The organism is Reyranella sp. (assembly GCF_017305915.1).
Classification (GTDB): Bacteria; Pseudomonadota; Alphaproteobacteria; order Reyranellales; family Reyranellaceae; genus Reyranella.
In genome coordinates this window covers 44,624-69,056 of the sequence record NZ_JAFKJN010000020.1, presented here as the reverse complement: position 1 = coordinate 69,056, position 24,433 = coordinate 44,624, and the positions used below count along the sequence as shown (strand labels likewise).

Genomic DNA, 24,433 nt, shown 5'->3' with positions numbered 1-24,433 from the left:
CTCCGTCAATTTGACTGCTCGTTCTCGCGCACGGCTTGGACGTAGACGTTGATGATCAGGGCGACCAGCAGGATCAGGCCGCGGATCAGGATCTTGAGGAAGCTGTCGATCTCGACATGGTCGAGCCCATTGTTCAGGACGCCCAGGATCAGCAGCCCGATGATGGTGTTGCCGATGCCGCCGCGGCCGCCGAACAGGCTGGTGCCACCGACCACCACCGCGGCGATGGCGTCGAGCAGGTAGCCGTCGAACTCGTTCTGCTGGGCGCTGCCGAAATGGGCCACGCCCAGCATGCCGGCGACGCCCGAGCAGACCGCCGAGATCACCATGACGGCGCCCAGCACCAGCTTCACGTTGACGCCGGAATATTCGGCGGCCTCCCGGTTGCCCCCGGTCATGTAGACGTAGCGGCCGAACCGCGTGTAGGTCAGCACGACGTGGCCGGCGAGCAGGAACACCGCCAGCACGATCACGATCCATGGCACCGGCCCGATCCGGCCGGCCCCCATCGTCGCGACGAAATCGGGAACGGCGTAGGCGATCTGGCCGCGCACTAGCAGGGCGCAGATGCCGGCACCGATCTGCATCATCGCCAGCGTCATGATGAAGGACGGGATGCCGATCACCGTCAGGCCGACGGCGTTGACCAGCCCGAGGAACGCGCACGCCAGCACCGCCAGCACGATCGCCGCGATGCCGGGCAGCGGCACGTTGGCGATGTTCACGTAGTTCTCCTGCAGCGTGAAGTAGGCGACGACGATGCCGGTCGCATTGGCGATCGCCGCCACCGACAGGTCGATCTCGGCGCACAGGATCACGAAGGTGAGGCCGACCGCGATCACGCCGGTCACCGAGATCTGGGTCAGGATGTTGGCGCCGTTGTCGAGGGTGGCGAAGGACGGGCTCGACACGCCGAAGAACACGATCAGGGCGATTAGCGTCACGAAGGGCGCGATGTTGCGCATCTGGCTGCGCAGGAATGCCGGCATCGTCCCCTCTTCCGTCAGGCCGCTTCGAGCAGCCGGTCCTTGCTGACCGCCTCGCCCGCGAACTCGCCCACGATGCGGCCCTTCTTCATCACCACGATGCGGTCGGCGAGCGACAGCACCGTCTCGGGCTCGGTCGACAGCACGACCACCGCCAGGCCTTCGTCGCGCAGGCGGCGCAGGATGGCGACCACGTCGTCCTTGGCGCCGACATCCATGCCGCGCGTCGGCTCGCTCAGCACCAGCACCCTGGGCGGCCAGGTCAGCCACTTGGCCAGCGCCACCTTCTGCTGGTTGCCGCCCGACAGGCTCTGCAGCAGCGTCTCGACGGTCGGCGGCCGGATCGACAAGGCCTCGGCATGGCGGCGCGCGATGGCACGCTCGGCACTCGGCTGCAACCACAGCCGGCCGATGCGGCCCAGCACCGCGATCGACATGTTCTTGTAGACGGGCTCCCGGTAGAACAGCATCGACCGCCGGCTCTCGGGCACGAAGGCGATGCCGGCCCGCCGCGCCGCGGCGGTATTGGAGAGCCGCACCGTCTTGCCGTCGATCGCCAGGGTGCCGGCTTTCGGCCGAAGCTTGCCGAACAGCGCCCGCGCAAGCTCGATCAGGCCGCAGCCCATGAAGCCGTAGACGCCCAGCACCTCGCCGGCACGGATGTCGAGCGAGACATCGGCGAAGGCGCGGCCGGCGCCGAGCCCACGGACCGCCAGCACGACCGGCGCGCGGGGCTTGCTGTCGAGCGCAATGTTGCCGGTGTAGCTCTCCTCGAGCTCCTCGTGGCCGCGACCGATCATGCGCTCGATCACCCACGCCTTGTCGACGCCGGCGGCCGCTTCGCTGACGATGCGCCGGCCGTTGCGGAAGATCGTGACGGTATCGGAGATCGCCAGCACGTCGTCGAGGAAGTGCGAGATGAAGACGATGCTGCGCCCCGAGGCGCGCACGCTGCGCAGCACCTCGAACAGGCGCTGTACCTCGGGCGGCGACAGTGCCGAGGTCGGCTCGTCGAGGATGACGATGCGCGCGCCGGAGAACAGCACGCGCGCAAGCTCAATGAGCTGCTGCAGGCCGATCGTCAGCGAGCCCATGCGCGCCCTGGGATCGACCTCGATGCCGAGGCTGGCGAGATGCTCGCGCGCGCCCTCGAACATGGCGCGCCAGTCGACGATGCCGCCGCGCGTCGGCTGCTTGCCGAGATAGACGTTCTCCGCGACCGTCAGGTCGGGAACGACGCTCAGCTCCTGGTGCACCATGCCGATGCCAGCCGCCAGCGCGTCGCGCGCGGAGCGGAAATGCACCGGATGGCCGTCGAGCGTCATCCGGCCCTGATACCGGGTGTGAACGCCGGCAATGATCTTCATCAGCGTCGACTTGCCGGCGCCGTTCTCGCCGACCAGACCGTGGATCTCGCCGGCGCGCAACGTGAAGTCGACGTCGCGCAGGGCGGCGACGCCGCCGAACGACTTCGAGACACCACTCATGGCCAGCCGCGCCGGGACGTCGCCCGACACGGCCTCTGACGCTTGCGGCATGATGCTCAGATCAGGAAGTGATCCTCCATCCACTGCATGCCGGGCGCGTTCTCCTTCGTCACCACCGGGCCGTCGGTGACGATGTTCTTCGGAATGCCGGTGCCCGCCTTCTCGCCCGCCGTGACCGCGGCCACGCCGGCGATGATCGCGCCGCCATGGATGCGGCAGGACGGGTTGCGGACGGTGGCGAACATGCGGCCGTCCTGGACCGCGGCGATCGCGGGCGGCATGGCGTCGACGCCGCCGATCAGGATGTTGGTGCGGTTGCGCGCCTTCATCACGTTGTAGGCGGCGAGCGCCATGTCGTCGTTGTGGAAGAACGCCGCGTCGATCTGCGGGTACTTGGTGAGATAGGTCTCCCACAGGCGCGCGACCTTGGTGACGTCCCAGTCGGCCGGCTGGCGGTCGAGCACCTCGATGCCGGGATACTGCTTGACCACGGCGTCGAAGCCGCGGGCGCGGCCCTGCGCGCCGGTATGGCCGAGCGCGCCCTGGGTCATGATGACCTTGCCCTTGCCGCCGAGCTTGGTGACCAACGCCTGCGTCACCGACGAGCCCATGAACTCGTTGTCGGGTGCGAGGAAGCTGTGGACGTTGATCTTGTCGAGCGGCGCGATCAGCGTATCCATGTCGATCACCGGCGTGCCGGAATCGATCATCTTCTGCACCGGCTGGGTCAGCGTGCCGATGCCGAACGCCTGGATCGCCACGAAGTCCCATTTCTGCGACGCCATGTTGTCGATCGCGGCGCGCTGCTTGACCGCATCGAGCTGGCCGTCGAACCAGGTGACCTCGACATTGTAGAGCTTGCCCCAGTATTCCGCCGCGGCCTTGCCCTGGGCGCACCAGGTGGCCTGCAGCCCGGCGTTAGAAAACGCCGCCTTCAGTGGCTTCTCCGAGCGGCCTGCCGGTGTACCGGCAGCCAGCGCCGAACTGATGCCGACGGTCCCGAGAACGGCGGCCGCACCGCCCATCGAAGCGGCCGTCAGAAAGTCACGCCTGCTTGTGCTCGTCGTGTCCGTCATCGCTTCCTCCTCGATCGACCGGACGAATGCCGGTTTGATCGGAGTCTGGCAGCGTGACCATGGAGCAGCAAGGCAAGGCCCTGCCCTCCAAGGGGTAGTCAGCTAGTCCTTCTTGGGAGGTGGCAGCCGGACTGCAATGTGCAACTCGCGCAGCTTCTCGCCCGGCACTTCGGTCGGGGCGTCCATCATCAGGTCCATCGCCGACTGGTTCATCGGGAAGGTGATGACCTCGCGGATGTTGGGCTCGTTGGCCAGCAGCATGACGATACGGTCGACGCCCGGAGCGGCGCCGCCGTGCGGCGGGGCGCCGTACTTGAAGGCGTTCAGCATGCCGCCGAAGCGATGCTCGACCTCTTCCCTGCTGTAACCCGCGATGCCGAAGGCCTTGTACATGATCTCGGGCTTGTGGTTGCGGATCGCGCCCGAGCAGAGCTCGATGCCGTTGCAGACGATGTCGTACTGCCACGCCTTGATGGTCAGCGGGTCCTGCGTCTCCAGTGCCTCCAGGCCACCCTGGGGCATCGAGAACGGGTTGTGGCTGAAGTCGACCTTCTTCAGCTTGTCGTCGTACTCGAACATCGGGAAGTCGACGATCCAGCAGAAGGCGAACTCGCCCTCGCGGATGCAGCCCAGCTCCTGGCCGACCTTGGTGCGCGCGAGGCCAGCGAACTTCCAGGCCGACTCCGGCTGGTCGGCAACGAAGAACACCGCGTCGCCGTCCTCCGCGCCGGTCAGCGCCTTGAGCTTGGCGAGACGGTCGTCGGCCACGAACTTGGCAATCGGGCCCTTCCCCGCGCCGCCCTCGAGCACGATATAGCCCAGGCCGGGCTTGCCCTCGCCCTGCGCCCAGCTGTTGAGCTTGTCGAAGAAGCTGCGCGGCTGGCTCGAGGCGTTGGGCGCGCGGATCGCCCGCACCACGCCGCCCTTGGCGACGATGCCGGCGAACACCTTGAAATCGGAGCCCGCGAAGACCTCGCCGACATCGTAGATCTTGAGCGGGTTGCGCAGGTCCGGCTTGTCGGTGCCGTAGGTCAGCAACGCCTCGGCATAGGGAATACGCGGGAACGGGAACGGCGTGACCTTGCGCGGCAGCGCCGCATTGAACAAGGAGAACTCGTCGAACACGCCGTGCAGCACCGGCTCGATCGCCGCGAACACGTCGTCCTGGGTGACGAAGCTCATCTCGAAGTCGAGCTGGTAGAACTCGCCGGGCGCCCGGTCGGCACGCGCGTCTTCGTCGCGGAAGCAAGGCGCGATCTGGAAGTAGCGATCGAAGCCCGACACCATCAGCAGCTGCTTGAACATCTGCGGCGCCTGCGGCAGCGCGTAAAACTTGCCGGGATGGAGCCGGCTCGGCACCAGGTACGAGCGCGCGCCCTCCGGGCTGTCGGCCGTCAGGATCGGCGTCTGGAACTCGGTGAAGCCCTGCTCGATCATGCGACGGCGAAGCGAGGCGATCACCTGGCTGCGCAGGATGATGTTGCGGTGCAGCTTGTCCTTGCGCAGGTCTAGGAAGCGGTACTTGAGCCGCAGCTCCTCCGGCGTGGTGTCGTTCTCCTGGTAGACCGGGATCGGCAACGGCTCGGCCATCGACTGGACGACCATCTCGGCCGCGTCGAGCTCGACCTCGCCGGTGGCGAGCTTGGAGTTCACGGTCGAGGGCTGGCGGGCGACCACCTTGCCGGTCACCGTGATCACGCTCTCGGTGCGGACCGCCTCGGCGGTCTTGAATACCGGGCTGGAGACGTCGACCACCACCTGGGTCACCCCATAGTGATCCCGCAGGTCGATGAACAGCAGATTCCCGTGGTCGCGCTTGCGCTGGACCCAGCCCGACAGGCGCGCCTCCTGGCCGACATGCAGGGGCCTCAATTGGCCGCAGGTATGGGTTCGATACACCGAGGACATCGCGATTTCCGGGGGTTTGACGGGGCGGCAAAAGGCACGGATAGCCCCGCCAAGTCAAGGGATTGGGGTCGATTTCCGTTAGCGGCAACTTCTCCTAGGCCGGGATGCCCGCTATAGAGCAATGTCAATGAAACTGATTACCACGACCGAGGAACTGGCGGCCTTCTGCAAGCCCCTGGCCAAAGCCGAGTTCATAGCGGTCGACACCGAATTCATGCGCGAGCGCACCTACTGGCCCAAGCTCTGCCTGGCCCAGGTGGCGGGCCCGGAGGAAGCCGCGGCGATCGACGCGCTGGCGGACGGTATCGACCTGTCCCCGCTCGACGAGCTGATGGCCAACCCCAACGTCCTCAAGGTCTTTCATGCGGCTCGTCAGGACCTGGAAATTTTCTACCTGCGCATGAACAAGGTGCCGGAGCCGCTGTTCGACACCCAGGTCGCGGCCATGGTCTGCGGCCACGGCGAGGCCGCCTCCTACGAATCGCTCGCCACCAAGCTCGCCAAGGCGCGGATCGACAAGTCGAGCCGCTTCACCGACTGGAGCCGCCGGCCGCTCAGCGAGCGGCAGATCACTTACGCGATCTCCGACGTCACCCACCTGCGGGTGGTCTACGAGGCCCTGAAGCGCCAGCTCGAGAAGACCGGACGCTTCAGCTGGATCGCCGAGGAGATGGCGGTGCTGAACGAGCCCGGCACCTACCGGGCCGATCCCGAGCAGGCCTGGCGCCGACTGAAGCCGCGCGGCGCCTCGCCCCGGCTGCTCGGCACCCTGAAGGAGGTCGCCGCCTGGCGCGAGCGCACCGCCCAGCGCATCGACATCCCGCGCCAGCGCCTGCTGCGCGACGAGCAGCTGCTGGAGATCGCCAGCCACTCCCCCAAGTCCATCGAGGAGCTGGCGCTGACCCGGGGCCTCGGCCGCGGCTTCGCCGAGGGCTGGCAGGGTCGCGAGATCCTCGACGCCATCGACAAGGCCCGCAAGCTGCCGGAGGCACAGCTGCCGAACCGCGAGCGGCCGCCCGAGCAGCTGCGCGCGCCGGGCGCCGTGGTCGACCTGCTGCGCACCTTGCTGCGGCTCAAGGCCGAGCAGGCCGACGTCGCGGCCCGCTTGGTCGCCAGCGCCGACGAGATCGACCGGCTCGCCGCCGGCAAGCGCGACCTCCATGTGCTGCACGGCTGGCGCAACGAGATCTTCGGAAAGGATGCGGTCGCGCTGCTCGAAGGCCGGGTGGCGCTGGCTCTCGACGGCGACCATGCGCGGCTTCTGCCGGTGCCGCCCCGGACGAAGGACCGCTCGGCCGCCGAATAGCACTCAGTTCGGTACGATCACGGCCTTCAGGTCGAACGCCTCGGCGGCGCTTTCCAGGCGACGCGCAGTCACGTCGCCCAGGCTGCGCTTGAGGGCATCGGGCACCGCGAGCCGCAGCTCGCGTTCCGTGCGCCGCAGTTGCACCTGCGGCAGCAGGCCGGGCGCGCCGCCCGAAAGGTTGTAGGCGAGCCGCAGGCAGGCGCCGAGCCGGCGGGCGAAAGCACGGCCCTTGCCGTCGCTCAGCCGCAGCGCGGTATCGAGCGTGCCCGACTTGGAATCGCTCTTGTAGCGATAGGCCATGGTCATCGCGAGGATCGCGCGCTCGCGATGACTCATGCCCGGCGCGGGAAGGTGCAGCACGCGGATATAGGCCTGCTCGGCGCGATAGTCGGGATGGTCGTTCCACGAGATGTCGCTCAGGTGGCAGGCGGCGATGCGCAGGATGCGCTCGGCCTCGGTCTCGCCGCCGAAGATCGGCGTCAGCCAGTCGAAGATCTCGGTCGGCGTGAGGTCGAAGCGGCGCCAGTCGGCGCCCTGCTCCTGGGCGAAGGCGATTAGCGGATGGCGCGCGCGCTCGGCGTCGCTCAGCCGCGAATAGTAGAAGCCCTCGCGCAGGCCGAAGGCGGAGAACACCACGTTGCGCGGCTTGAGCGCCGCCAGCAGCCGGTCGAGCGCCAGGCAGGCGAGCGGCAGGGTGTCGACACGCCGGCGCGACACGCCGGGCATCTTCTCCAGCGACTTGGCGCTCTGCACGGCGATCAGCCGCGCCACCGCGCGCGTCTCGTCGGCCGGGATGTCGTAGTGATGGATGATGTGCAGCGGATAGCCCGCCTGCTCCATGTGCAGCCGCGCGAACGACCGCCAGGCGCCGCCGACGGCGTAGAAGGTCTTGCCGGTCTCCTCGCGTAACCAGCCCACGTTCTCGATGGCGTCGACCACGACCTTCTTGGGATCGCTCTTGCCCGAGGACATCAGGCGCAGCGGCCCGATCGGCAGCGTCGTCGAGTTGCCGATGCGGCCCTGCCCCAGCGCCACCAGCTCGAGACTGCCGCCGCCCAGGTCGCCCATCACGCCCGACGCGTCGGGCATGCCGCACATCACGCCGTAGCCCGAATAGCGTGCCTCGTCCTGGCCGCTCACGATGTGCGCCTTGATGCCGGGGCGGCTGGTCAGCTCATGCATGAACTGCGCGCCGTCGGAGGCGTCGCGCACCGCGGCGGTGGCCAGCAGGTCGAGCGACGTCACCTTCATGTTGTGCGCGAGCGTGGTGAAGCGGTCGATGTTGGCCAGCGCCATCTCGACGCCCTGCGGGTTCAGGCGGCCCGTGGCATCGAGACCGCGGGCCAGGCCGCACAGCACCTTCTCGTTGAACACCGGCAACGGCGCGCGGCTTGCGCGCTCGTAGACCACGAGACGGATCGAATTCGAGCCGACGTCGATGATGCCGACGCGTCCCGGTCCCAGCCGACTATGGGTGACGCCTGCCGGCGATGCCTCAGGGTCAATCGTCCGTTCGCCGTCCATGCGCGCACCCGTCTACCCGAAACGCGGCGGGATTGCAGCGAGGAATTGGTCGCTGCCTATGGCTTTTTGCTTACGAACTCAGAACCAGTCGCGGCACCGCGCCGCTCAGCCGCATCGCGCTGCCGCGGCCCGAGAGCGAGGGATTTGTCATGAAATAGTGATGGGCAATGAAGGGTTCCTTGCCCGGATGCGGCCGCTTGTAGGTGCCGTCGGCCTCCATGACCCAGCTCTGGCCGTCGTCCTTGAGGTTGGCGACCATGATCTGGTCGAGCACCTGTTCGTGCACGGTCGGGTTCTCGACCGGGCAGAACAGCTCGACGCGGCGGTCGAGGTTACGCGGCATCCAGTCAGCCGAGGAGATGAACACCTTGGCCTCCGGCGAGGGCAGCACCCTGCCGTTGCCGAAGCACACGATGCGCGCATGCTCCAGGTAGCGGCCGATGATGCTCTTGACGCGAATATTGTCGCTGAGGCCGGGCACACCCGGACGCAGGCAGCAGATGCCGCGAATCACCAGGTCGACATGCACCCCCGCCATCGAGGCGGCATACAGCCGGTCGATCATCTCCGGATCGACCAGCGAGTTGAGCTTGGCCCAGATCGCGGCCGGCTTGCCGGCGCGCGCGTTGGCGATCTCGGCATCGATCAGGGTGTAGAGATCGGCGCGCAGGGTGACCGGCGCGAACGAGATCTTCTCCATCCTCTCCGGCCGCGCGTAGCCGGTCATGTAGTTGAACAGGCGCGCGGCGTCGCGGCCCATCGCCGGGTCGCAGGTGAAGAACGACAGATCGGTGTAGATGCGCGCCGTGATCGGATGGTAGTTGCCGGTCCCGAAATGGACGTAGGTGCGGATCGCCTGCGCCTCGCGGCGCACCACCATCGACACCTTGGCGTGGGTCTTGAGGTCGATGAAGCCGTAGACCACCTGCACGCCGGCGCGCTCGAGGTCGCGCGCCCAGCGGATGTTGGCCTCCTCGTCGAAGCGCGCCTTGAGCTCGACCAGCGCGGTCACCGTCTTGCCGGCCTCGGCGGCCGCGATCAGCTCCTTGACGATGGGCGAGTCGGCGGAGGTGCGGTACAGGGTCTGCTTGATCGCCACCACGGCGGGGTCGCGCGCGGCCTGGCGCAGGAACTGCACCACGACGTCGAAGGCCTCGTACGGATGATGGACGACGATGTCCTTGGCGCGGATCGCCGCGAAGCAGTCGCCGGCGAAGTCGCGGATGCGCTCGGGGAAGCGCGCGTTGTACGGCGTGAACTTGAGGTCGGGCCGGTCGTCGACGATCACCGCCTTGACGTCGCCGATGTTGAGCATGCGCTCGAGCTCGAAGACGTGCACCACCTGACCCGCGACCTCGAGCTGGTCGAACAGGAAGTCGCGCAGCTCGGCCGGCATGTGGGCGTCGAGCGAGATCGAGATCAGGTCGCCGCGGCGGCGCCGCTTCAGCGCGCTCTCGTAGAGCAGCACGAGGTCCTCGGACTCCTCGTTGATCTCGACGTCGCTGTCGCGGATCAGACGGAAGAAGCCGCGCTCCTCGACCTCGTAGCCGGGGAACAGGCGCGGCAGGAAGATCGCGACCAACTCCTCGAGCGGCAGGAAGCGGATGCTCGCGCCGGGCAGGCGCACGAAGCGATCGACCTGCGGCGGCAGCGGCAACAGCGCCATCAGCGGCCGCTTGTCGTCCTTGCGCTGCAGCTTGAAGATCGCCGAGAAGCCGCCGTTGGGAATGAAGGGGAACGGATGCGCCGGATCGACCGCCAGCGGCGTCACGATCGGGAAGACCTGGTCGATGAAGTAGGTCTCGAGCCAGCTGCGCTCGCTGTCGCTGAGCTCATGCCCCTTGAGCACGGCGATACCGGCCTCGCGCAAGTCGCCCTGCAGGGTGCCCCACACGCGCTGCTGCTCGGTCATCAGGATCGAGGCGCGGTCGCGGATCGCCGAGAGCTGCTCGCCCGGCGTCAGCCCGTCGTCGCTGAGCAGCGACGCGCGGTTGGGCAGCATGTCGACCAGACCGGCCACACGCACCATGTAGAATTCGTCGAGATTGCCGGCCGAGATCGACAGGAAGCGGACCCGCTCGAGCAGGGGATGGCGCGGGTTGGTCGCCTCCTCCAGCACCCGGCTGTTGAAAGCCAGCCACGAGAGCTCGCGGTTGATGAAGCGGCGGGGGCTGTCGGCGGTTATGGCGCCGGCCACCTCGGAAGTGAGGGCGTCCATGGCGTACGTTTTCAGTTATTCACAGAGACGGTACCGGCTTAGCATGGTCATGTCATCGCCTTTCACTAATCATCTGTTTCAAAAGGGTTTTCTGGGGTTGGCGTAGTGAAGATCATTCTCCTTTTGCGGCATGCAAAATCGGCTTGGGGCCAACCGGGCCTGGACGACCACGAACGGCCACTGAACAGACGCGGCAAGCGAGCGGCCGAGGCGATGGCCGAGCACATCGTCCATAACGCCCCCCGTCCCGATCTGATCCTGTGCTCGACGGCGGTGCGGACGCGCCAGACGCTGGCGCCGCTGGTCCATCGCCTCAGCCAGCCGGCCCCGCCGATCGCGCTGGAGAAGGGCCTCTACCTCGCCTCGGAGCCCGCCCTGCTGGTGCGCCTGCGGGCCGTGCCGGACGACGTCCGCACGGTGCTGCTGATCGGCCATAACGAGGGCATCGGCGAGCTGGCCGAGGCCCTGGCCGGCACCGGCGATCCGACCGCACTGGACCGCCTGCACGAAAAGTACCCGACCGGCGCCCTGGCCACGTTCGAGACGCCGGACGGGTCGTGGCGGGCGCTGGCCCCCGGCGACGGCGACCTGCTGGCCTTCGTCCGCCCGCGCGACCTTACGGCGTAGCGGAATCCGGCCGGTCTCCGGACACATCCGATGCCGATTCCATAAGGGTTTTCGGCGAGAATCCGGAATCCGGCCCCATCCCCCCGGGCCGGACGGGTGCGGACGCGCCGGACGAGAAACCCTAGTAGGTGCCCGGGTACTGGCCGCCATCCATCAGGATGTTCTGGCCGGTCATGTAGCCGGCATGCACGCTGCACAGGAACGCGCACATCATGCCGAACTCCTCGGCGGTGCCGAAGCGGCCGGCGGGATGGGCCTTGGCGCCGGCCGCATACTCCTCCTCGAAGCTCTTGCCGGCGTTCGCCGCACGCACCTTGACGGTGCCGCGCAGGCGATCGGTGTCGAACGGGCCGGGCAGCAGGCCATTGATGGTGACGCCGTGACGGATCGTCGTGCGCGCCACGCCGGCGACGAAGCCGGTGAGGCCCGACCGTGCGCCGTTGCTGAGGCCCAGGATATCGATCGGTGCCTTCACCGAGCTCGAGGTGATGTTCACGATGCGCCCGAAGCCGCGCTTCATCATGCCGTCGACCGTCGCCTTGATGAACTCGATCGGCGTCAGCATGTTGGCGTCGATCGCCTTGATCCAGGCGTCGCGGTTCCAGTCGCGGAAATTGCCCGGCGGCGGGCCGCCGGCGTTGTTGACCACGATGTCGGGCTCGGGGCACGCCGCCAGCACCTGCTTGCGGCCGTCCTCGGTCGTGACGTCGACCGCGACCGCGATGACCTTCACGCCGTGCCTCCTGCGGATCTCCATCGCCGTGTTCTCGAGGTCGGACTGGGTGCGCGCATTGATGACGAGGTCGACGCCCTCGCCCGCCAGCGCCATCGCGCAGCCCTTGCCGAGGCCCTTGCTGGCCGCGCAGACGATCGCCTTGCGACCCTTGATGCCCATATCCATGTGCGTTTCTCCCTAACTGACGATTATTGGCTGATGCGAGTCCAGAGCTGCGTCTTGCCGAACAGCGGCGTGCCGACATAGCCGCGCAGGCGCAGCTTCCCGTCCGGCTGCAGGCTGATGTTGGCGGTGTAGGTCTTGCCGTCCTCGCCGTTGTAGATCTGGCCCTCCTCGAAGGCGTTCGAATCGTTGGTCTTCTTGAAACCCCAGATCAGAGGCATGCCGATCACCTTGCGGCTGCGCAGCGACGCATTCTCGTTGCGATAGTCGGTCGCCACCTCGGGCGCCACGACTTGGCCGTCCGGCCCCTTGGGATTGATCAGTCCGACGATATGGCCGCACGCCGGCCCGCTCTTGGCATCGGCGCACGGCTCGATCTTGACCTGGGCGACGCCCGATTCGGTGAGCCACGTGCCCATCACGCCCTGCTGCTGCGCCGACGCCGACGACGCGATCAGAACCGCCGAAGCCAACACAAGGAACGATCTCATGATGTACCCCCCGAGAGTTCCGCCAGCACGTCGGCGGCCAGCCGACGGTCGATCTCGCGCCGCTCGCTGAGCGCGCGATGGTCGAGTGCGGCAACGACCCGCCGGGCCGCCTCGCCCGAACGCTCCATGCGCGCCACCAGATACTGCACGACGCCGGGGCCGGCATGCAATTGCCGGTCGCCGAGCTGCTTCAGGATGATCGAGCCCAGCAGCTCGTCGTCGGGCGGCGCGACGCCGACGGCCGGCGCGGCCCGCAATCGCGAGGCGAGATCGGGTAGCGCAATATGCCAATGCGCCGGCGCCAGCTCGGCGACCAGCAGCAGATGGCCGCGCCGCTCGCGCATCAGATTGTACAGATGAAACAAGGCGCGCTCGGCAGCGCGGCGGTCGGCGTGGTCGATCAGGATCGCCGCATGCGTCCGCGACAGCGCCGTGAGATCGGGAACGCTCTTGCCGTCGAGGTCCGGGGCGTCGAGCACGGCCGCCGACGCGCGCGCGGCCCAGATGCGCGCCAGATGGGTCTTGCCGCTGCCGGCCGGGCCGTTCAGCGCCAGCGCGGGCGCGGGCCAGTCGGGCCAGCGGTCGAGCCAGGTCAGCGCCTTGCGGTTGCCGTCGGCCACCACGAAGTCCTCGCGCGCGAAGGTGGGCGGCGGCAGCGCGAGCTCGAACGTGAGCTGCTTGACCATCGGTCAGCCCGGCGTGCCGCGATAGAAGCTGCTGGCGTGGTAGCGGCCGATCAGATGGCGCACCAGCACGCCGATCACTGCCGCCACCGGCACCGCGATCAGCACGCCGACGAAGCCGAACAGCGAGCCGCCGGCCAGCAGCGCGAACATGATCCACACCGGATGCAGGCCGACCCGATCACCGACCAGCTTGGGCGAGAGGACGTTGCTTTCCAGCAGATAGCCGACCGCGAACACCACCGCGACCTTGACGACGCCCATCCAGTCGGGCGGGAACTGCGCCAGCGCCATGCCGATCGACAGGGTCGCACCGACCAGCGTGCCGACGAAGGGGATGAAGGAGATCAGGCCGGCGATCAGGCCGATGACGAAGCCGAACTGCAGGCCGACCAGCGTCAGGCCGATACCGTAGATCATGCCGAGGCAGAGACAGACCAAGGCCTGGCCGCGCACATAGCCCGCCACCGCGGCATTGGATTCGCGGGCCAGCGACCGGATCATGTCGGCATGGTCGAGCGGCAGCGCCTGATTGACCGAGGCCATGACCTTCGGCCAGTCGCGCAGCAGGTAGAAGGTCACCACCGGGGTCAGGAACAGGAGGCTCAGCAGGTTGATGATGGCGACGCCGCGCTGCGCCAGCTTGCCGGCGAGGCTGCCCACCAGGGCAAGCGCCTCGCCCGCCCACTTGGTCGCGTCGGCCTGCAACTCCTGCAGGCTGAGCGGCGGCAGGTTCATCTTCTCGCGCACCGGCTCGATCATCGGCTGCACGCGTTGCGCCACCGACACCGCATATTGCGGCGCCTTGGCGATCAGCGCCTGCACCTGTCCAAACAGGGGCGGAAGGATCGCCATCGCCACGCCGACCGCGATCAGCGCCGCGATGATGGTCACCACAGTCGTCGCCGAGGTGCGCGGCAGGCCGGCGCGCTGCAGCCGCATCACCAGCGGATCGAAGAAATAGGCCACCACCGCGCCGACCACGAACGGCAGCAGGATGTCGTTGAGCAGCCACAGCAGCAGGAGGAAGCCGGCGGCGATGCCGGCCCAGAACCGCCAGCGGTTGGCTACCGCGCCTGCAGGCGCCACTTGTCGGCATCCTTCTCGAGCTGCAGGCCGGCCTGGCTCAGCACCTTCTGCAGCTGCTCCTCGTTGCCGTAGAAGTCGAGATGCAGCTCGGCGCGGTCGGCCTCCAGCGTGCGCACCGCCACCGACTTGATCGCCGGGATGCCGCCCAGCCGCTGGCGCACCTGCACCCAGTCGCTGAGCGCGCGGATTGGCACGTAGACGTCGAGCCCGGCCTGCTGGTCGCGCCGCACCGTGGCCAGCCCGCGCCACTCCTCGTCGAGCTTGGCGTGGATCTTCTTGGCCGCATCGGCGAGCTGGCTCGCATCCGGCACGGTCAGCGACAGCAGTTGGGAGCGCGCCCCGGTCTGCATGTCGTAGCGCATGCCGCCGACCTTGATCGGGCCGTCCTTGTCGCCCTCGGCGATCGCCACGATCACGACCGGCGCGCGATAGCGCTCGTCGAGCCGCGCCAGCGCCGTGACATCGCCGACATAGGCCTGCTCGACCGTCATTGCATCCTGGTCGAGCTGGTCGCCGCGCACCATCGCGACCGGCACCGCGGTGCCGAGCGTGTCGAGGCCGGTCCAGGCGTCGCGCCAGGCATTGCGGTCGTCGAGCTGCTGCAGCCCGTCCTTGTCCTTCCACAGCGGAATCACCAGGGCCGCGCGCGCCACCGTCTCGGCGATCGAGATGCCGGCCTCGCTCAGCCACTGCTTCACCGGCTCGGCGGCGAACACCACGCCCAGCTTGCCGATGTAGCGGTTGCCGGCGGTGCGCTCGCTGGCGAACTCCACGCCGCGCACCATGTTGTCGAGCCAGGACTCGCTGACCGGCGGCACCTTGGCGCGGTCCTCGGCCGGCACCATGCGTTCGACCAGCAGCCGCACCGCCTTCTGCCGCGCCTCGCGGATCGCCTGGTTGCGCGCCTGCACGGCGTCGGCTGCGGTGACGTCCACGTCGATGCCGCCGATGGTGTAGGTGTTGCCGTTGGCGATTTGCGCCTGTACCGAGAAGGGCACCAGCGCCAGTAGCACGACGAGGATCGTGGAAAAAATGCGGGCTGACGGCATTGCGAGAGTCCGGTACTGGGCTATGGTCATTTCAATATCTAGCACGAATGGGCCCGGCTTGAAGCACAACAACCCGCCGCTGACCTACAAGGAAGCGGGCGTCGACATCGACGCGGGCGACGCCCTGGTCGAGCACATCAAGCCCTTGGCAAAAAGCACCGACCGTGCAGGCGTGATGGGCGGGCTGGGCGGCTTCGGCGGCCTGTTCGACCTCAAGGCCGCGGGCTTCAAGGACCCGATCCTGGTCTCCGGCACCGACGGCGTCGGCACCAAGCTCAAGGTCGCGATCGAGACGGGCAGCCCCGACACGGTCGGCATCGACCTGGTGGCGATGTGCGTCAACGACATCGTCGTGCAGGGCGCCGAGCCCCTCTTCTTCCTCGACTACTACGCCACCGGAAAGCTCGAGGTCGAGACCGCACGCCGCGTCGTCGCCGGTATTGCCGAGGGCTGCCGCCGCGCGGGCTGCGCGCTGGTCGGTGGCGAGACGGCGGAGATGCCCGGCATGTATGGCGAGGGCGACTACGATCTCGCGGGCTTCGCGGTCGGCGCGGCCGAGCGCGACCAGTTGTTGCCGCGCCCCGGCATCGCGGTCGGCGACGTCGTGCTGGGACTGGCCTCGAGCGGGCTGCATTCCAACGGCTACTCGCTGGTGCGCAAGGTGATGGAGCGCGAGCGGCCCGACATCGCCACCGTGATGGAGCCGACGCGCATCTACGTGAAGCCGCTGCTGCAGGCGATCCGCTCGACCGGCGCGATCAAGGGGGTGGCGCACATCACCGGCGGCGGCCTGCCGGGCAACGTGCCGCGCTGCCTGCCCGACGGCCTGCGGGCGCGGCTCGACGCCCGGCGCTGGAAGGCACCGCCGGTGTTCGGCTGGCTGCAACGGACCGGCGCCGTGCCGACCGACGACATGCTGCGCACCTTCAATTGCGGCCTGGGCATGATCGTGGTCGTCGGCAAGGGCGACGTCGGCAAGGTCACCGGCGCACTGATCGCCGCCGGCGAGGCGGTGCGCGAGGTCGGCGTCATCGAGACCGCCCCCGGCAGCGAAGCCGACTGCGTCGTCGACAACGCCGACAGCCTCTGGCGAAGCTGACGTGGCGAAGCTGAAAGTCGGCGTCCTGATCTCGGGCCGCGGCTCCAACATGGCCGCGCTGATCGAGGCCGCCCGCGATCCCGCCTACCCGGCCGAGATTGCCTGTGTGATCAGCAACGTCGCTTCGGCGGCGGGTATCGAGACCGCGCGAAAGGCCGGCATCGCGACGGCGGTGATCCCGCACAAGGACTATCCCGACCGCGAGACCTTCGACCGCGCGGTTTCGGCCGAGCTCGAGAAGCACGGCGTCGGGCTGGTGGCGCTGGCGGGCTTCATGCGCATCCAGAGCCCGTGGTTCCCGCAGCATTGGGCGGGGCGGATCATCAACATCCATCCCTCGCTGCTGCCGGCCTTCAAGGGGCTGCACGTCCAGCAGCAGGCGCTCGACGCCGGCGTGCGGGTGAGCGGCTGCACGGTGCATTTCGTCACACCCGACCTCGATTCCGGGCCGATCATCGCCCAGGCGGTCGTGCCGGTGCTGGCGGGCGACACCGCCGATACGCTGGCCGCGCGCATCCTGCGCCAGGAGCATCGGCTCTATCCGCAGGTCGTGCGCTGGTTCGCCGAGGGCCGCATCACGCCCGGCGACAGCCGGGCCGAGGTGGCCGGGGTGCCGCAGGGGGCCACCCTGCTCTTCTCGCCCGAGCCTTAATTCGCTATAGAAACCGCACCAATTTACGGGGAAATCCATGGCCGACAATAGCGGCGAGTACCGCGCCCATCTCGCGACCTACAACAGCTTCAACAAGCTCGTGCTGTTCATGATCCTGTGGATCGTGCTGCTGCTGTCGAGCATGGCGCTGGGCCTGATCGGCGGCGTGCACCTGCTCTCGCTGCTGCTCGGCATCGGCGGCACCGTCGCGCTGCTGATCGCCTTCGCTGTCTTGAGCTGACTCGTTCTCCTCTCCCCCTAACGGGGGAGAGGAATTCGATTATCCCACGACCTCGCTACCCGCGAAGAAATAGCCGATCTCGATCGCCGCGTTCTCCGGCGAATCCGAACCGTGCACCGAGTTGGCCTCGATCGACTCGGCGAAATCCTTGCGGATGGTGCCCGCCGCGGCGTTGGCCGGGTTGGTCGCGCCCATGATCTCGCGGTTCCTGGCGATCGCGCCCTCGCCCTGCAGCACCTGGACCACGACCGGCCCCGAGGTCATGAACGTGCAGAGCCCGTCGAAGAACGGCCGCTCCTTGTGCACGCCGTAGAACGCCTCGGCCTGGGTGCGGGTCATCCAGATGCGCTTCTGGGCAACAATGCGCAGGCCGGCATCCTCGAAGCGGGCGTTGATCTTGCCGGTCAGGTTCCGGCGCGTCGCGTCCGGCTTGATGATCGAGAAAGTGCGTTCGACGGCCATGCGGGTCCTCTTGAAGAAATCCTCCCCCGTCATCGGGGGAGGTGCCCGCGTAACCGCGGGCGGAGGGGTCATGGGCCACAGCACGGATCGCGGCTCATGACCCCTCCGTCGGCGTTTGACGCCGACACCTCCCCACATGAATGGGGAGGAATGATTTCGGGCGCGCGCTTATAGACGCGGCATTCCGGCCCGGCAAGGCGGTCATTCGCCTTGGTTTTCGCCCATTCCGCGTGCTACACGCGCCCGCTTCATGCTCCACGTCACCGACCTTTCCTTCCGCCACGGCGAGCGGGTGCTGTTCGACCGCGCCGGCGCGGCGATCTCCGACGGCTGGAAGGTCGGCCTGGTCGGCCGCAACGGCGCCGGCAAGTCGACCCTGCTCAAGCTGATCCAGCACGAGTACGAGGCCGACGGCGGCGACATCAACATGACCGGCCGCATGCGCATCGGCTCGGTGCCGCAGGACCCGCCCGGCGGCGACATCCCGGTGCTCGAGGCGGTGCTGGCGGCCGACGTCGAGCGCACGTCCCTGCTCGCCGAGGCCGAGACCTGCCACGACGGCGTCCGGCTCGCCGAGATCCACATGCGGCTCGACGAGATCGGCGCCGCGGCCGCGCCGGCGCGCGCCGCCGCCATCCTGAACGGCCTGGGCTTCGACACCGCGGCGCAGGCGCGGCCGTGCGGCGAGTTCTCCGGCGGCTGGCGCATGCGCGTCGCGCTCGCCGGCACGCTGTTCAGCGATCCCGACCTCTTGATCCTCGACGAGCCGTCGAACCATCTCGACCTCGAGGCGCAGCTTTGGCTCACCGAGCATCTGAAACGATACCGGCACACGGTGCTGATGGTCAGCCACGACCGCGACCTCCTGAACGACGTGTGCGACCACATCATCCACATCGACCAGCAGAAGCTCGTCACCTACACCGGCAACTACGACACCTTCGAGCGCACCCGCGCCGAGCGGCTGGAGAACGACGCGGCCCAGCGCGCCAAGACCGAGGCCAAGCGCAAGCACATGCAGGCCTTCGTCGACCGCTTCAAGGCCAAGGCCACCAAGGCGCGCCAGGCGCAGTCGCGCATGAAGATGATCGAGAAGCTGGGCGCGGTCGTGGCGCCGCCGGTCGAGGAGCACATCAACCTCAGCTTCCCCTCGCCCGAGCAACTCGCCTCGCCGATCGAGACCATCGACCAGGTGAGCGTGGGCTACGACACGGGCCCGCTGGTGCTGAAGAAGCTCGACCTGCGCCTCGACATGGACGACCGCATCGCGCTGCTCGGCCAGAACGGCAACGGCAAGTCGACCTTCATCCGCCTGCTGTCGGACAAGCTCAGCCCGCGCGAGGGCAAGGTGAAGCGCAGCTCGAAGCTGCGCATCGGCTACTTCTCGCAAGACCAGGAGGAGAGCCTCGACTACGAGGGCACGCCGTTCGAGCACATGAACCGCGCCCTCGGTCCCGGTGTGGCGGAGCACAAGGTGCGCGCCCAGCTCGGCCGCTTCGGCTTCACCCGCGAGCGCGGCGACCTCAAGGTCGGGTTGATGTCGGGCGGCGAGAAGACCCGGCTCCTGCTGGCGCTGGCGACCCGCAGCGCGCCACACCTGCTGCTGCTCGACGAGCCGACCAACCATCTCGACATGGACGCCCGCGCCTCGCTGGTCGACGCGATCAACGACTATGACGGCGCAGTCGTGCTGGTGAGCCACGACACCCACCTGGTGAAGATGGTCGCCGACCAGCTCTGGGTGGTGGCGGGCGGCGCGGTGACGCCGTTCGAGGGCGACATCGACGACTACCAGGCGAAGCTGCTGCGCGAGCGCAGCGGCCGGCCGGCGAAGAAAGACAAGCCCAAGAAGGAGAAGACGCCCGCCCCGGCGCCGGTTATCGCCGCCGCGGCCGACAAGCCCAAGCGCGGCCGTCTCAAGCGCGCCATCGAGCAAGCCGAGAAGGCGCTCGCCGACCTCAACAAGAAGCGCGGCGAGATCGAGGCCAGGCTGGCCGACCCGACGACCTATTCAGGCCCGCCGACCGTGGCGACCGAGCTGCAGAAGGAAAAGCAGCGGCTGGAGCGCGACCTCGCCCACGCCGAGCACGACTGGCTGGTCGCGCAGGAAGCCTACGAGGCGGCGTAGCTACTCGGCGGCGGCCGGCACGGCGCGCGGGGTCGTGGTCTGGCGGATCACCGTCACCAGGGCGGCGTTGAAGAGATAGAGGCCGATGGTGATCCAGAACATCCAGGTCGGCAGGCCGGAATTCATCACCTGGCCAAAGATCAGCGGCGCCAGGAACGAACCGATGTCGAGGCCGGAATAGACGAAGCCGTAGACCTTGCCCGAGGCGCCGGATGGCGTGACCTGGCGCACGATCATGTCGCGCGAGGGATTGGTTGTGCCCCCGGCGAAGCCCGCGGCGTAGAGCAGGAACGGCAGCACGATCGGCGACACGCTCTGCATCGCGATCGGCAGCGTGAAGGCCGCGGCCACCAGCAGGCCGGTCGCCGCCACCCGCTCGTGGTGGCGCATGCGGTCGGCCAGCCATCCACCCAGCAGCATGCCGCTCGCCGAGCCGAGCACGAATACAATCAGGCAGAACGCGGCGTAGCTCTGGCTGACGCCGAACATGGCGCGGAATGCCGGCACGGCGAACTGCTGGATGCCCACGGTGTTGGCCGCGACCAGGGCGAAGAACGCCAGGCAGAGCAGGATCGTGGGATGCAGGAACAGCGACCATGGCGAAGGCTGCGACGCGGTGCTGGCGCGCGCCTTGATGCGATGGTCCACGAGGTCGGTGCGATGCGCGAAGACCAGCACTGACAGCACGAGGCCCGGGATGGCGCCGATCAGCGCTGCGTTGACGTCGCCGACGGCGCCGTCGAGGAAGTACATCGCTGGACCGCCGGCCCAGCCCAGCGAGCCGCCCAGACCGTGGATGCTGAAGGCGCGGCCGAGCCGCCGGGAATCGACCGAGGCGTTGAGGATCGCGAAGTCGGCTGGATGGAACACCGCGTTGCCGAGCCCGCCCAGCACCGCGATCGCCGCGAAGTGCCCGAAGGAATGCGCCACGGCCATGAAGCCCATGGCGCAGCCCAGCGCGAGCAGGCCACCCGCCAGGATCGGCCGCGCGCCGAAGCGGTCGACGGCGAAGCCCGCCGCGGTCTGGCCGAAGCCCGACACGGCGTAGAACAGCGCACCGAGGAAGCCGACCTGCTCGAAGCTGAGGCCGACGCGCTCGCGCACGATCAGCAGCATCGTGACGAAGGCGAGCTGGTAGTAGTGACTCGAACCGTGGGCAACGCCGATCAGGCTGATGACACGCAGGTCGCGACGCACTGGTACAATGGCGGCAGTCATGGCGCCCGCTTTATAGCCCAGCCGCAAGGCGAACGGCGTGCAAATGCGCCGCAAGAGCCATGCATCGGTGTATGCTTCGCACCGTATGACGACGTTCACCGACGAACAGATCGCCATTCGCGACACCACGCGCGCCTTTGTGCAGCGCGAAGTAATCCCCTACGCCGCGGAGTGGGATCGCGAGGCGCGCGTGCCGATCGACACGGTGATGAAGCTCGGCGCGCTCGGTCTGTTCGGCGTCTGCGCGCCGGTCGAGTGGGGCGGCGGCGGCGGCGATTTCCTCGCCTACATGCTGATGACCGAGGAGCTCGCCTATGGCGATGCCGGCATCTGCAACATGGTCAACGCCACCAACAGCTTCGGCGCCAAGGTCCGCGATTCGGGCACGCCGGAGCAGAAGGCGCGCTTCCTGCGTCCCGTTTCCAGCGGCGAGGCGCTGGGCTGCCTGCTGATGACCGAGCCGCACACCGGCTCCGACGCCGCCGCGATGCGCACCCGCGCCGTGTGCCACGGCGACACCTATGTCCTGAACGGCGCCAAGAGCTTCATCACCTCGGGCCGCTCGGCCGGCTACGCGGTGATCTTCGCCGTCAGCGATCCCGCCGCCGGCAAGCGAGGCCTGTCGGCCTTCCTCACCCGCACCGACAAGCCAGGCTATCGCGTGGTCCGCGAGGAGACCAAGCTCGGCCATCGCAGCAACGACACCTGCCAGATTGCGCTCGAGGACCTCGAGGTGCCGGTGGCCGACCTGCTCGGCCGGCCGGGCGATGGCCTGCGCATCGCGCTCGCCGCCATGGACAGCACTCGGGTGGCCGCCGCGGCGCAGGCGATCGGCGTGGCGCGCGCGGCGCGCGACGCGGCGCTCGCTTATGCGCGCGAGCGGCAGGCCTTCGGCAAGCCGATCCTCGAGCATCAGGCGGTTGCCTTCCGGCTGGCCGACATGGCGACCGAGATCGAGGTGGCACGGCAGATGTGCCATCACGTGGCGCGGCTCAAATCAGCGGGGGTTCGCTGCGTGAAGGAGGCCTCGATGGCCAAGCTCTACGCCTCACAGATGAGCGAGCGCGTCTGCTCGGCGGCTATTCAGGTCCATGGCGGCTACGGCTACGTCGCCGACTTCCCGGTCGAGAAGTATTATCGCGACGCTCGCGTCTTCCAGATCTATGACGGGACCAACGACGTGCAGAAGATCCTGATCTCGCGCGAGCTCGCGGCAGGACGATAGGGAGGAAGCGATGAAGGCCCTGACCCAGGAGCAGGTCGACTCCTATCGCTACGACGGCTTCCTCTCGCCCTTCCCGGTGCTCTCGCCCGAGGAGACGGCTTCGTGCCTCGCCGGCCTGCAGCGCTTCGAGACCTTCATCGGCTCACCCGTCCCGAAGGCCGACATGCACTGGCGCTCGCTCACCCATGCCTGCCTGCCGTTCTACGCCGATCTGGTGCGCAACCCGAAGATCCTCGACGTGGTCGAGAGTTTGATCGGGCCGGACATCCTGGTGTGGACCAGCACCTTCTTCATCAAGGAGGCCAACTCGCCGACCTTCGCCGCCTGGCACCAGGATTCGACCTACTTCGGCCTCGCTCCCGACGAGCAGGTGACGGCCTGGGTGGCGCTGACCGACGCCAGCCAGGACGCCGGCTGCATCGAGGTGCTGTCGGCCCACGGCAAGCCGCGCCAGATGCGGCATGTCCCGAAGAAGCTCGCCAACAGCATCAACCGCACCGGCCAGACCATCACCGAGCCGCTCGACGATTCAGACGTGCGCGCGATGCCGCTCAGGGCCGGCCAGTTCTCGCTGCATCATACGCTTTGCGTGCACCGCTCGGCGCCCAACAACACGCCGCATCGCCGGGTCGGACTCGGCATCAACTACATCCCGGCGCATGTACGCACGACCGGGGCGAAGCGCATGCCGGCGATGCTGGTGCGCGGCACCGACAGATACGGGCATTTCGATCTCTATCAGCCGCCGGTCAAGGAACTCGGCGAGACGGAGCTCGCGGTGCACGACCATATCTACAACTGCTACGCCGAGAATTATCGCGAGCAGGTCAAACGTCACGAGGAAGAGTTCGCATGATGTCGATTCGCAGACGTACCGCTCTGCTCGGCGCGCTCGCGGCGCCGCTGGCCGCGCGCACGGCGCTCGCCGCCGACTATCCGACGCGGCCGATTCGCCTGATCGTCCCGTACGCGCCGGGCGGCGGCGCCGACGCGGTGGCGCGCATCATCGCCAAGCTGGCGGGCGACAGCATGGGCCAGTCGATCGTGGTCGAGAACAAGGGCGGCGCGGGCTCGATCGTCGGCACCGACCTGGTCGCCAAGGCGGCGCCCGACGGCTACACGCTGCTGCTCGGCCAGTCGGGCCCGATCTCGATCAATCCGGCGGTCTACAAGACCCTGCCCTACGATCCGGTCAAGGAGCTCGTGCCGATCAGCATGACCAACTCCTATCCCTACGTGCTGGTGATCAACGGCAAGACGGCTGCCAAGGACCTTGCGGCGTTCGTGGCGCTGGCCAAGGAGAAGGCCGGCGGCTTCAACTACGGCACCACCGGCGTCGGCGCCGCCAACCAACTGATGGCCGAGCTGTTCTGCGACAAGGCCGGCGTGAAGATGACCCACATCCCCTATCGCGGCACGGCGCTGGCGGTCGCGGACTGCGTCGCCAACAACGTCACCATGGTGTTCGGCGATCCGGTGAGCGTGCTGCCGCACGTCAACTCGGGCAGCCTTCGCGCGCTCGCGGTGTCGAGCCCGCAGCGCTCGCCGGTCCAGCCGACGGTGCCGACCATGGCCGAGAGCGGCTATCCCGGCGTCGAGGCGGTGGCGTGGCACGGCATCTTCGCGCCCGCGAAGACGCCGCAAGAAATCATCGACAAGCTCAATACCGAGATCGTCAAGGCGCTCAAGAATCCGGAGATCGTCGACCTCCTGAACAAGCAGGCGATGTCGCCGGTCGGCGGCACGCAGGCCGAGTTCGCGGCCTTCCTGAAGAAGGACGTCGCGACCTGGAAGGACGTCGCGACCATGGCGAAGGTCAGCGTGGAATAGAAGCAGCGAGGCCCTCTCGGGCCCCCTCCGCCTATCGGCAGCTACTGCGATAGGGGTCACGATCGGTGCGGTCCGACGCCTGCGGCCAGGCGGCCGGCATAGCCGAAGAAGAAAAAGGCCGAGTCGGAGGTCGACGCCAAGCTCGACAAGGCGCTGAAGGACAGCTTCCCCGGCAGCGACCCGGTGTCGTTCGTCGAGGCCGCGCCAATTAAGAGGGAAGACCGCAAGCTCAGCAC

22 protein-coding genes are annotated in these 24,433 nt (G+C 68.0%); 9 read left to right on the top strand and 13 right to left on the bottom strand.

Translation table 11 applies throughout. From position 1 onward, the window contains the following. Positions 1 to 5: 5 nt before the first annotated feature. From J0J01_RS20280 to aspS, 4 genes are all read right to left on the bottom strand, one after another. Entirely contained in the window at positions 6 to 989 is a 984-nt protein-coding gene (locus J0J01_RS20280) for an ABC transporter permease (RefSeq protein WP_296383919.1), read from the bottom strand. 14 nt (positions 990 to 1,003) lie between these two features. Next, positions 1,004 to 2,524 (bottom strand): sugar ABC transporter ATP-binding protein, encoded by a 1,521-nt coding sequence (locus tag J0J01_RS20275; protein ID WP_296383917.1) that lies wholly within the window; start codon positions 2,522 to 2,524, stop codon positions 1,004 to 1,006. 5 nt (positions 2,525 to 2,529) lie between these two features. Then, positions 2,530 to 3,549 (bottom strand): substrate-binding domain-containing protein, encoded by a 1,020-nt coding sequence (locus J0J01_RS20270; protein WP_296383915.1) that lies wholly within the window; start codon positions 3,547 to 3,549, stop codon positions 2,530 to 2,532. Between the two features lie 102 nt (positions 3,550 to 3,651). After that, positions 3,652 to 5,457 carry an aspartate--tRNA ligase gene (aspS, locus tag J0J01_RS20265; RefSeq protein WP_296383913.1) on the bottom strand — a complete coding sequence of 602 codons (1,806 nt, stop codon included), beginning with the start codon at positions 5,455 to 5,457 and terminating at the stop codon, positions 3,652 to 3,654. 127 nt (positions 5,458 to 5,584) lie between these two features. Here aspS and rnd point away from each other — a divergent pair, with 127 nt between their 5' ends. Then, a complete protein-coding gene (gene rnd / locus J0J01_RS20260; RefSeq protein ID WP_296383911.1) occupies positions 5,585 to 6,763 on the top strand; it encodes a ribonuclease D in 1,179 nt (392 codons plus the stop codon). Positions 6,764 to 6,766: 3 nt separating this feature from the next. Here the strand turns inward: rnd and J0J01_RS20255 are convergent, their stop codons facing one another. Together J0J01_RS20255 and J0J01_RS20250 are read right to left on the bottom strand one after the other, a co-directional pair. Beyond that, the gene (locus J0J01_RS20255; protein ID WP_296383910.1) at positions 6,767 to 8,287 is read right to left on the bottom strand and encodes a Ppx/GppA phosphatase family protein; all 1,521 of its coding nucleotides are present in this window, start codon (positions 8,285 to 8,287) and stop codon (positions 6,767 to 6,769) included. A 70-nt stretch (positions 8,288 to 8,357) separates the two neighbouring features. Further along, a complete protein-coding gene (locus J0J01_RS20250) occupies positions 8,358 to 10,505 on the bottom strand; it encodes an RNA degradosome polyphosphate kinase (RefSeq protein WP_296383908.1) in 2,148 nt (715 codons plus the stop codon). A 105-nt stretch (positions 10,506 to 10,610) separates the two neighbouring features. On the opposite strand from J0J01_RS20250, the gene J0J01_RS20245 reads away from it, so the two are divergent. Then, on the top strand, positions 10,611 to 11,132 hold the full coding sequence (locus J0J01_RS20245) for a histidine phosphatase family protein (RefSeq protein WP_296383906.1): 522 nt from the start codon (positions 10,611 to 10,613) through the stop codon (positions 11,130 to 11,132). Positions 11,133 to 11,253: 121 nt separating this feature from the next. Here the strand turns inward: J0J01_RS20245 and J0J01_RS20240 are convergent, their stop codons facing one another. From J0J01_RS20240 to J0J01_RS20220, 5 genes are read right to left on the bottom strand one after another with little or no spacing between them, the layout of a single operon-like run. After that, positions 11,254 to 12,033, bottom strand: coding sequence for an SDR family oxidoreductase (locus tag J0J01_RS20240; protein ID WP_296383904.1), 780 nt, complete (start codon positions 12,031 to 12,033; stop codon positions 11,254 to 11,256). A 23-nt stretch (positions 12,034 to 12,056) separates the two neighbouring features. After that, positions 12,057 to 12,521: a DUF2147 domain-containing protein gene (locus J0J01_RS20235; RefSeq protein ID WP_296383902.1), complete on the bottom strand. Its 465-nt coding sequence runs from the start codon at positions 12,519 to 12,521 to the stop codon at positions 12,057 to 12,059. Beyond that, positions 12,518 to 13,207: a DnaA/Hda family protein gene (locus tag J0J01_RS20230; RefSeq protein WP_296383900.1), complete on the bottom strand. Its 690-nt coding sequence runs from the start codon at positions 13,205 to 13,207 to the stop codon at positions 12,518 to 12,520. Before J0J01_RS20230 ends, J0J01_RS20235 begins: the two co-directional genes overlap by 4 nt. A gap of 3 nt (positions 13,208 to 13,210) precedes the next feature. After that, on the bottom strand, positions 13,211 to 14,293 hold the full coding sequence (locus tag J0J01_RS20225) for an AI-2E family transporter (protein WP_296383898.1): 1,083 nt from the start codon (positions 14,291 to 14,293) through the stop codon (positions 13,211 to 13,213). Then, positions 14,272 to 15,342 (bottom strand): DUF2066 domain-containing protein, encoded by a 1,071-nt coding sequence (locus tag J0J01_RS20220; RefSeq protein WP_296383896.1) that lies wholly within the window; start codon positions 15,340 to 15,342, stop codon positions 14,272 to 14,274. Before J0J01_RS20220 ends, J0J01_RS20225 begins: the two co-directional genes overlap by 22 nt. Before the next feature lie 58 nt (positions 15,343 to 15,400). Here J0J01_RS20220 and purM point away from each other — a divergent pair, with 58 nt between their 5' ends. The 3 genes from purM to J0J01_RS20205 are packed head-to-tail and all read left to right on the top strand — an operon-like array spanning position 15,401 to position 17,334. Then, complete coding sequence (purM, locus tag J0J01_RS20215) at positions 15,401 to 16,441, top strand: phosphoribosylformylglycinamidine cyclo-ligase (RefSeq protein ID WP_296383894.1); 1,041 nt, start codon at positions 15,401 to 15,403, stop codon at positions 16,439 to 16,441. 1 nt (position 16,442) lies between these two features. Next, positions 16,443 to 17,093, top strand: a complete 651-nt coding sequence (gene purN, locus J0J01_RS20210) for a phosphoribosylglycinamide formyltransferase (protein WP_296383893.1) — start codon at positions 16,443 to 16,445, stop codon at positions 17,091 to 17,093. Positions 17,094 to 17,130: 37 nt separating this feature from the next. Beyond that, a complete protein-coding gene (locus J0J01_RS20205; RefSeq protein ID WP_296383891.1) occupies positions 17,131 to 17,334 on the top strand; it encodes an aa3-type cytochrome c oxidase subunit IV in 204 nt (67 codons plus the stop codon). Between the two features lie 39 nt (positions 17,335 to 17,373). On the opposite strand, the gene ndk is transcribed toward J0J01_RS20205, so the two are convergent. Further along, positions 17,374 to 17,796, bottom strand: coding sequence for a nucleoside-diphosphate kinase (gene ndk, locus J0J01_RS20200; RefSeq protein WP_296383888.1), 423 nt, complete (start codon positions 17,794 to 17,796; stop codon positions 17,374 to 17,376). 250 nt (positions 17,797 to 18,046) lie between these two features. Between ndk and J0J01_RS20195 the strand changes: the two genes are divergently transcribed. Then, positions 18,047 to 19,924, top strand: a complete 1,878-nt coding sequence (locus J0J01_RS20195; protein WP_296383886.1) for an ABC-F family ATP-binding cassette domain-containing protein — start codon at positions 18,047 to 18,049, stop codon at positions 19,922 to 19,924. On the opposite strand, the gene J0J01_RS20190 is transcribed toward J0J01_RS20195, so the two are convergent. After that, complete coding sequence (locus J0J01_RS20190) at positions 19,925 to 21,142, bottom strand: MFS transporter (protein WP_296383882.1); 1,218 nt, start codon at positions 21,140 to 21,142, stop codon at positions 19,925 to 19,927. It lies immediately after the preceding gene. 85 nt (positions 21,143 to 21,227) lie between these two features. On the opposite strand from J0J01_RS20190, the gene J0J01_RS20185 reads away from it, so the two are divergent. From J0J01_RS20185 to J0J01_RS20175, 3 genes are read left to right on the top strand one after another with little or no spacing between them, the layout of a single operon-like run. Further along, positions 21,228 to 22,367: an acyl-CoA dehydrogenase family protein gene (locus J0J01_RS20185; protein WP_296383880.1), complete on the top strand. Its 1,140-nt coding sequence runs from the start codon at positions 21,228 to 21,230 to the stop codon at positions 22,365 to 22,367. 10 nt (positions 22,368 to 22,377) lie between these two features. Then, positions 22,378 to 23,223, top strand: coding sequence for a phytanoyl-CoA dioxygenase family protein (locus J0J01_RS20180; protein ID WP_296383878.1), 846 nt, complete (start codon positions 22,378 to 22,380; stop codon positions 23,221 to 23,223). Further along, the gene (locus J0J01_RS20175) at positions 23,220 to 24,197 is read left to right on the top strand and encodes a tripartite tricarboxylate transporter substrate binding protein (protein ID WP_296383876.1); all 978 of its coding nucleotides are present in this window, start codon (positions 23,220 to 23,222) and stop codon (positions 24,195 to 24,197) included. The genes J0J01_RS20180 and J0J01_RS20175 overlap by 4 nt, the downstream gene beginning before the upstream one ends. The last annotated feature ends 236 nt before the right edge of the window (positions 24,198 to 24,433 follow it).

Bases quoted from the DNA above. Each gene is read 5' to 3' on its own strand.
- J0J01_RS20280 (WP_296383919.1), bottom strand. From the start codon at position 989: ATGCCGGCATTCCTGCGCAGCCAGATGCGCAACATCGCGCCCTTCGTG.
- J0J01_RS20275 (WP_296383917.1), bottom strand. From the start codon at position 2,524: ATGCCGCAAGCGTCAGAGGCCGTGTCGGGCGACGTCCCGGCGCGGCTG.
- J0J01_RS20270 (WP_296383915.1), bottom strand. From the start codon at position 3,549: ATGACGGACACGACGAGCACAAGCAGGCGTGACTTTCTGACGGCCGCT.
- aspS (WP_296383913.1), bottom strand. From the start codon at position 5,457: ATGTCCTCGGTGTATCGAACCCATACCTGCGGCCAATTGAGGCCCCTG.
- rnd (WP_296383911.1), top strand. From the start codon at position 5,585: ATGAAACTGATTACCACGACCGAGGAACTGGCGGCCTTCTGCAAGCCC.
- J0J01_RS20255 (WP_296383910.1), bottom strand. From the start codon at position 8,287: ATGGACGGCGAACGGACGATTGACCCTGAGGCATCGCCGGCAGGCGTC.
- J0J01_RS20250 (WP_296383908.1), bottom strand. From the start codon at position 10,505: ATGGACGCCCTCACTTCCGAGGTGGCCGGCGCCATAACCGCCGACAGC.
- J0J01_RS20240 (WP_296383904.1), bottom strand. From the start codon at position 12,033: ATGGATATGGGCATCAAGGGTCGCAAGGCGATCGTCTGCGCGGCCAGC.
- J0J01_RS20235 (WP_296383902.1), bottom strand. From the start codon at position 12,521: ATGAGATCGTTCCTTGTGTTGGCTTCGGCGGTTCTGATCGCGTCGTCG.
- J0J01_RS20230 (WP_296383900.1), bottom strand. From the start codon at position 13,207: ATGGTCAAGCAGCTCACGTTCGAGCTCGCGCTGCCGCCGCCCACCTTC.
- J0J01_RS20220 (WP_296383896.1), bottom strand. From the start codon at position 15,342: ATGCCGTCAGCCCGCATTTTTTCCACGATCCTCGTCGTGCTACTGGCG.
- J0J01_RS20205 (WP_296383891.1), top strand. From the start codon at position 17,131: ATGGCCGACAATAGCGGCGAGTACCGCGCCCATCTCGCGACCTACAAC.
- ndk (WP_296383888.1), bottom strand. From the start codon at position 17,796: ATGGCCGTCGAACGCACTTTCTCGATCATCAAGCCGGACGCGACGCGC.
- J0J01_RS20195 (WP_296383886.1), top strand. From the start codon at position 18,047: ATGCTCCACGTCACCGACCTTTCCTTCCGCCACGGCGAGCGGGTGCTG.
- J0J01_RS20190 (WP_296383882.1), bottom strand. From the start codon at position 21,142: ATGACTGCCGCCATTGTACCAGTGCGTCGCGACCTGCGTGTCATCAGC.
- J0J01_RS20185 (WP_296383880.1), top strand. From the start codon at position 21,228: ATGACGACGTTCACCGACGAACAGATCGCCATTCGCGACACCACGCGC.
- J0J01_RS20180 (WP_296383878.1), top strand. From the start codon at position 22,378: ATGAAGGCCCTGACCCAGGAGCAGGTCGACTCCTATCGCTACGACGGC.
- J0J01_RS20175 (WP_296383876.1), top strand. From the start codon at position 23,220: ATGATGTCGATTCGCAGACGTACCGCTCTGCTCGGCGCGCTCGCGGCG.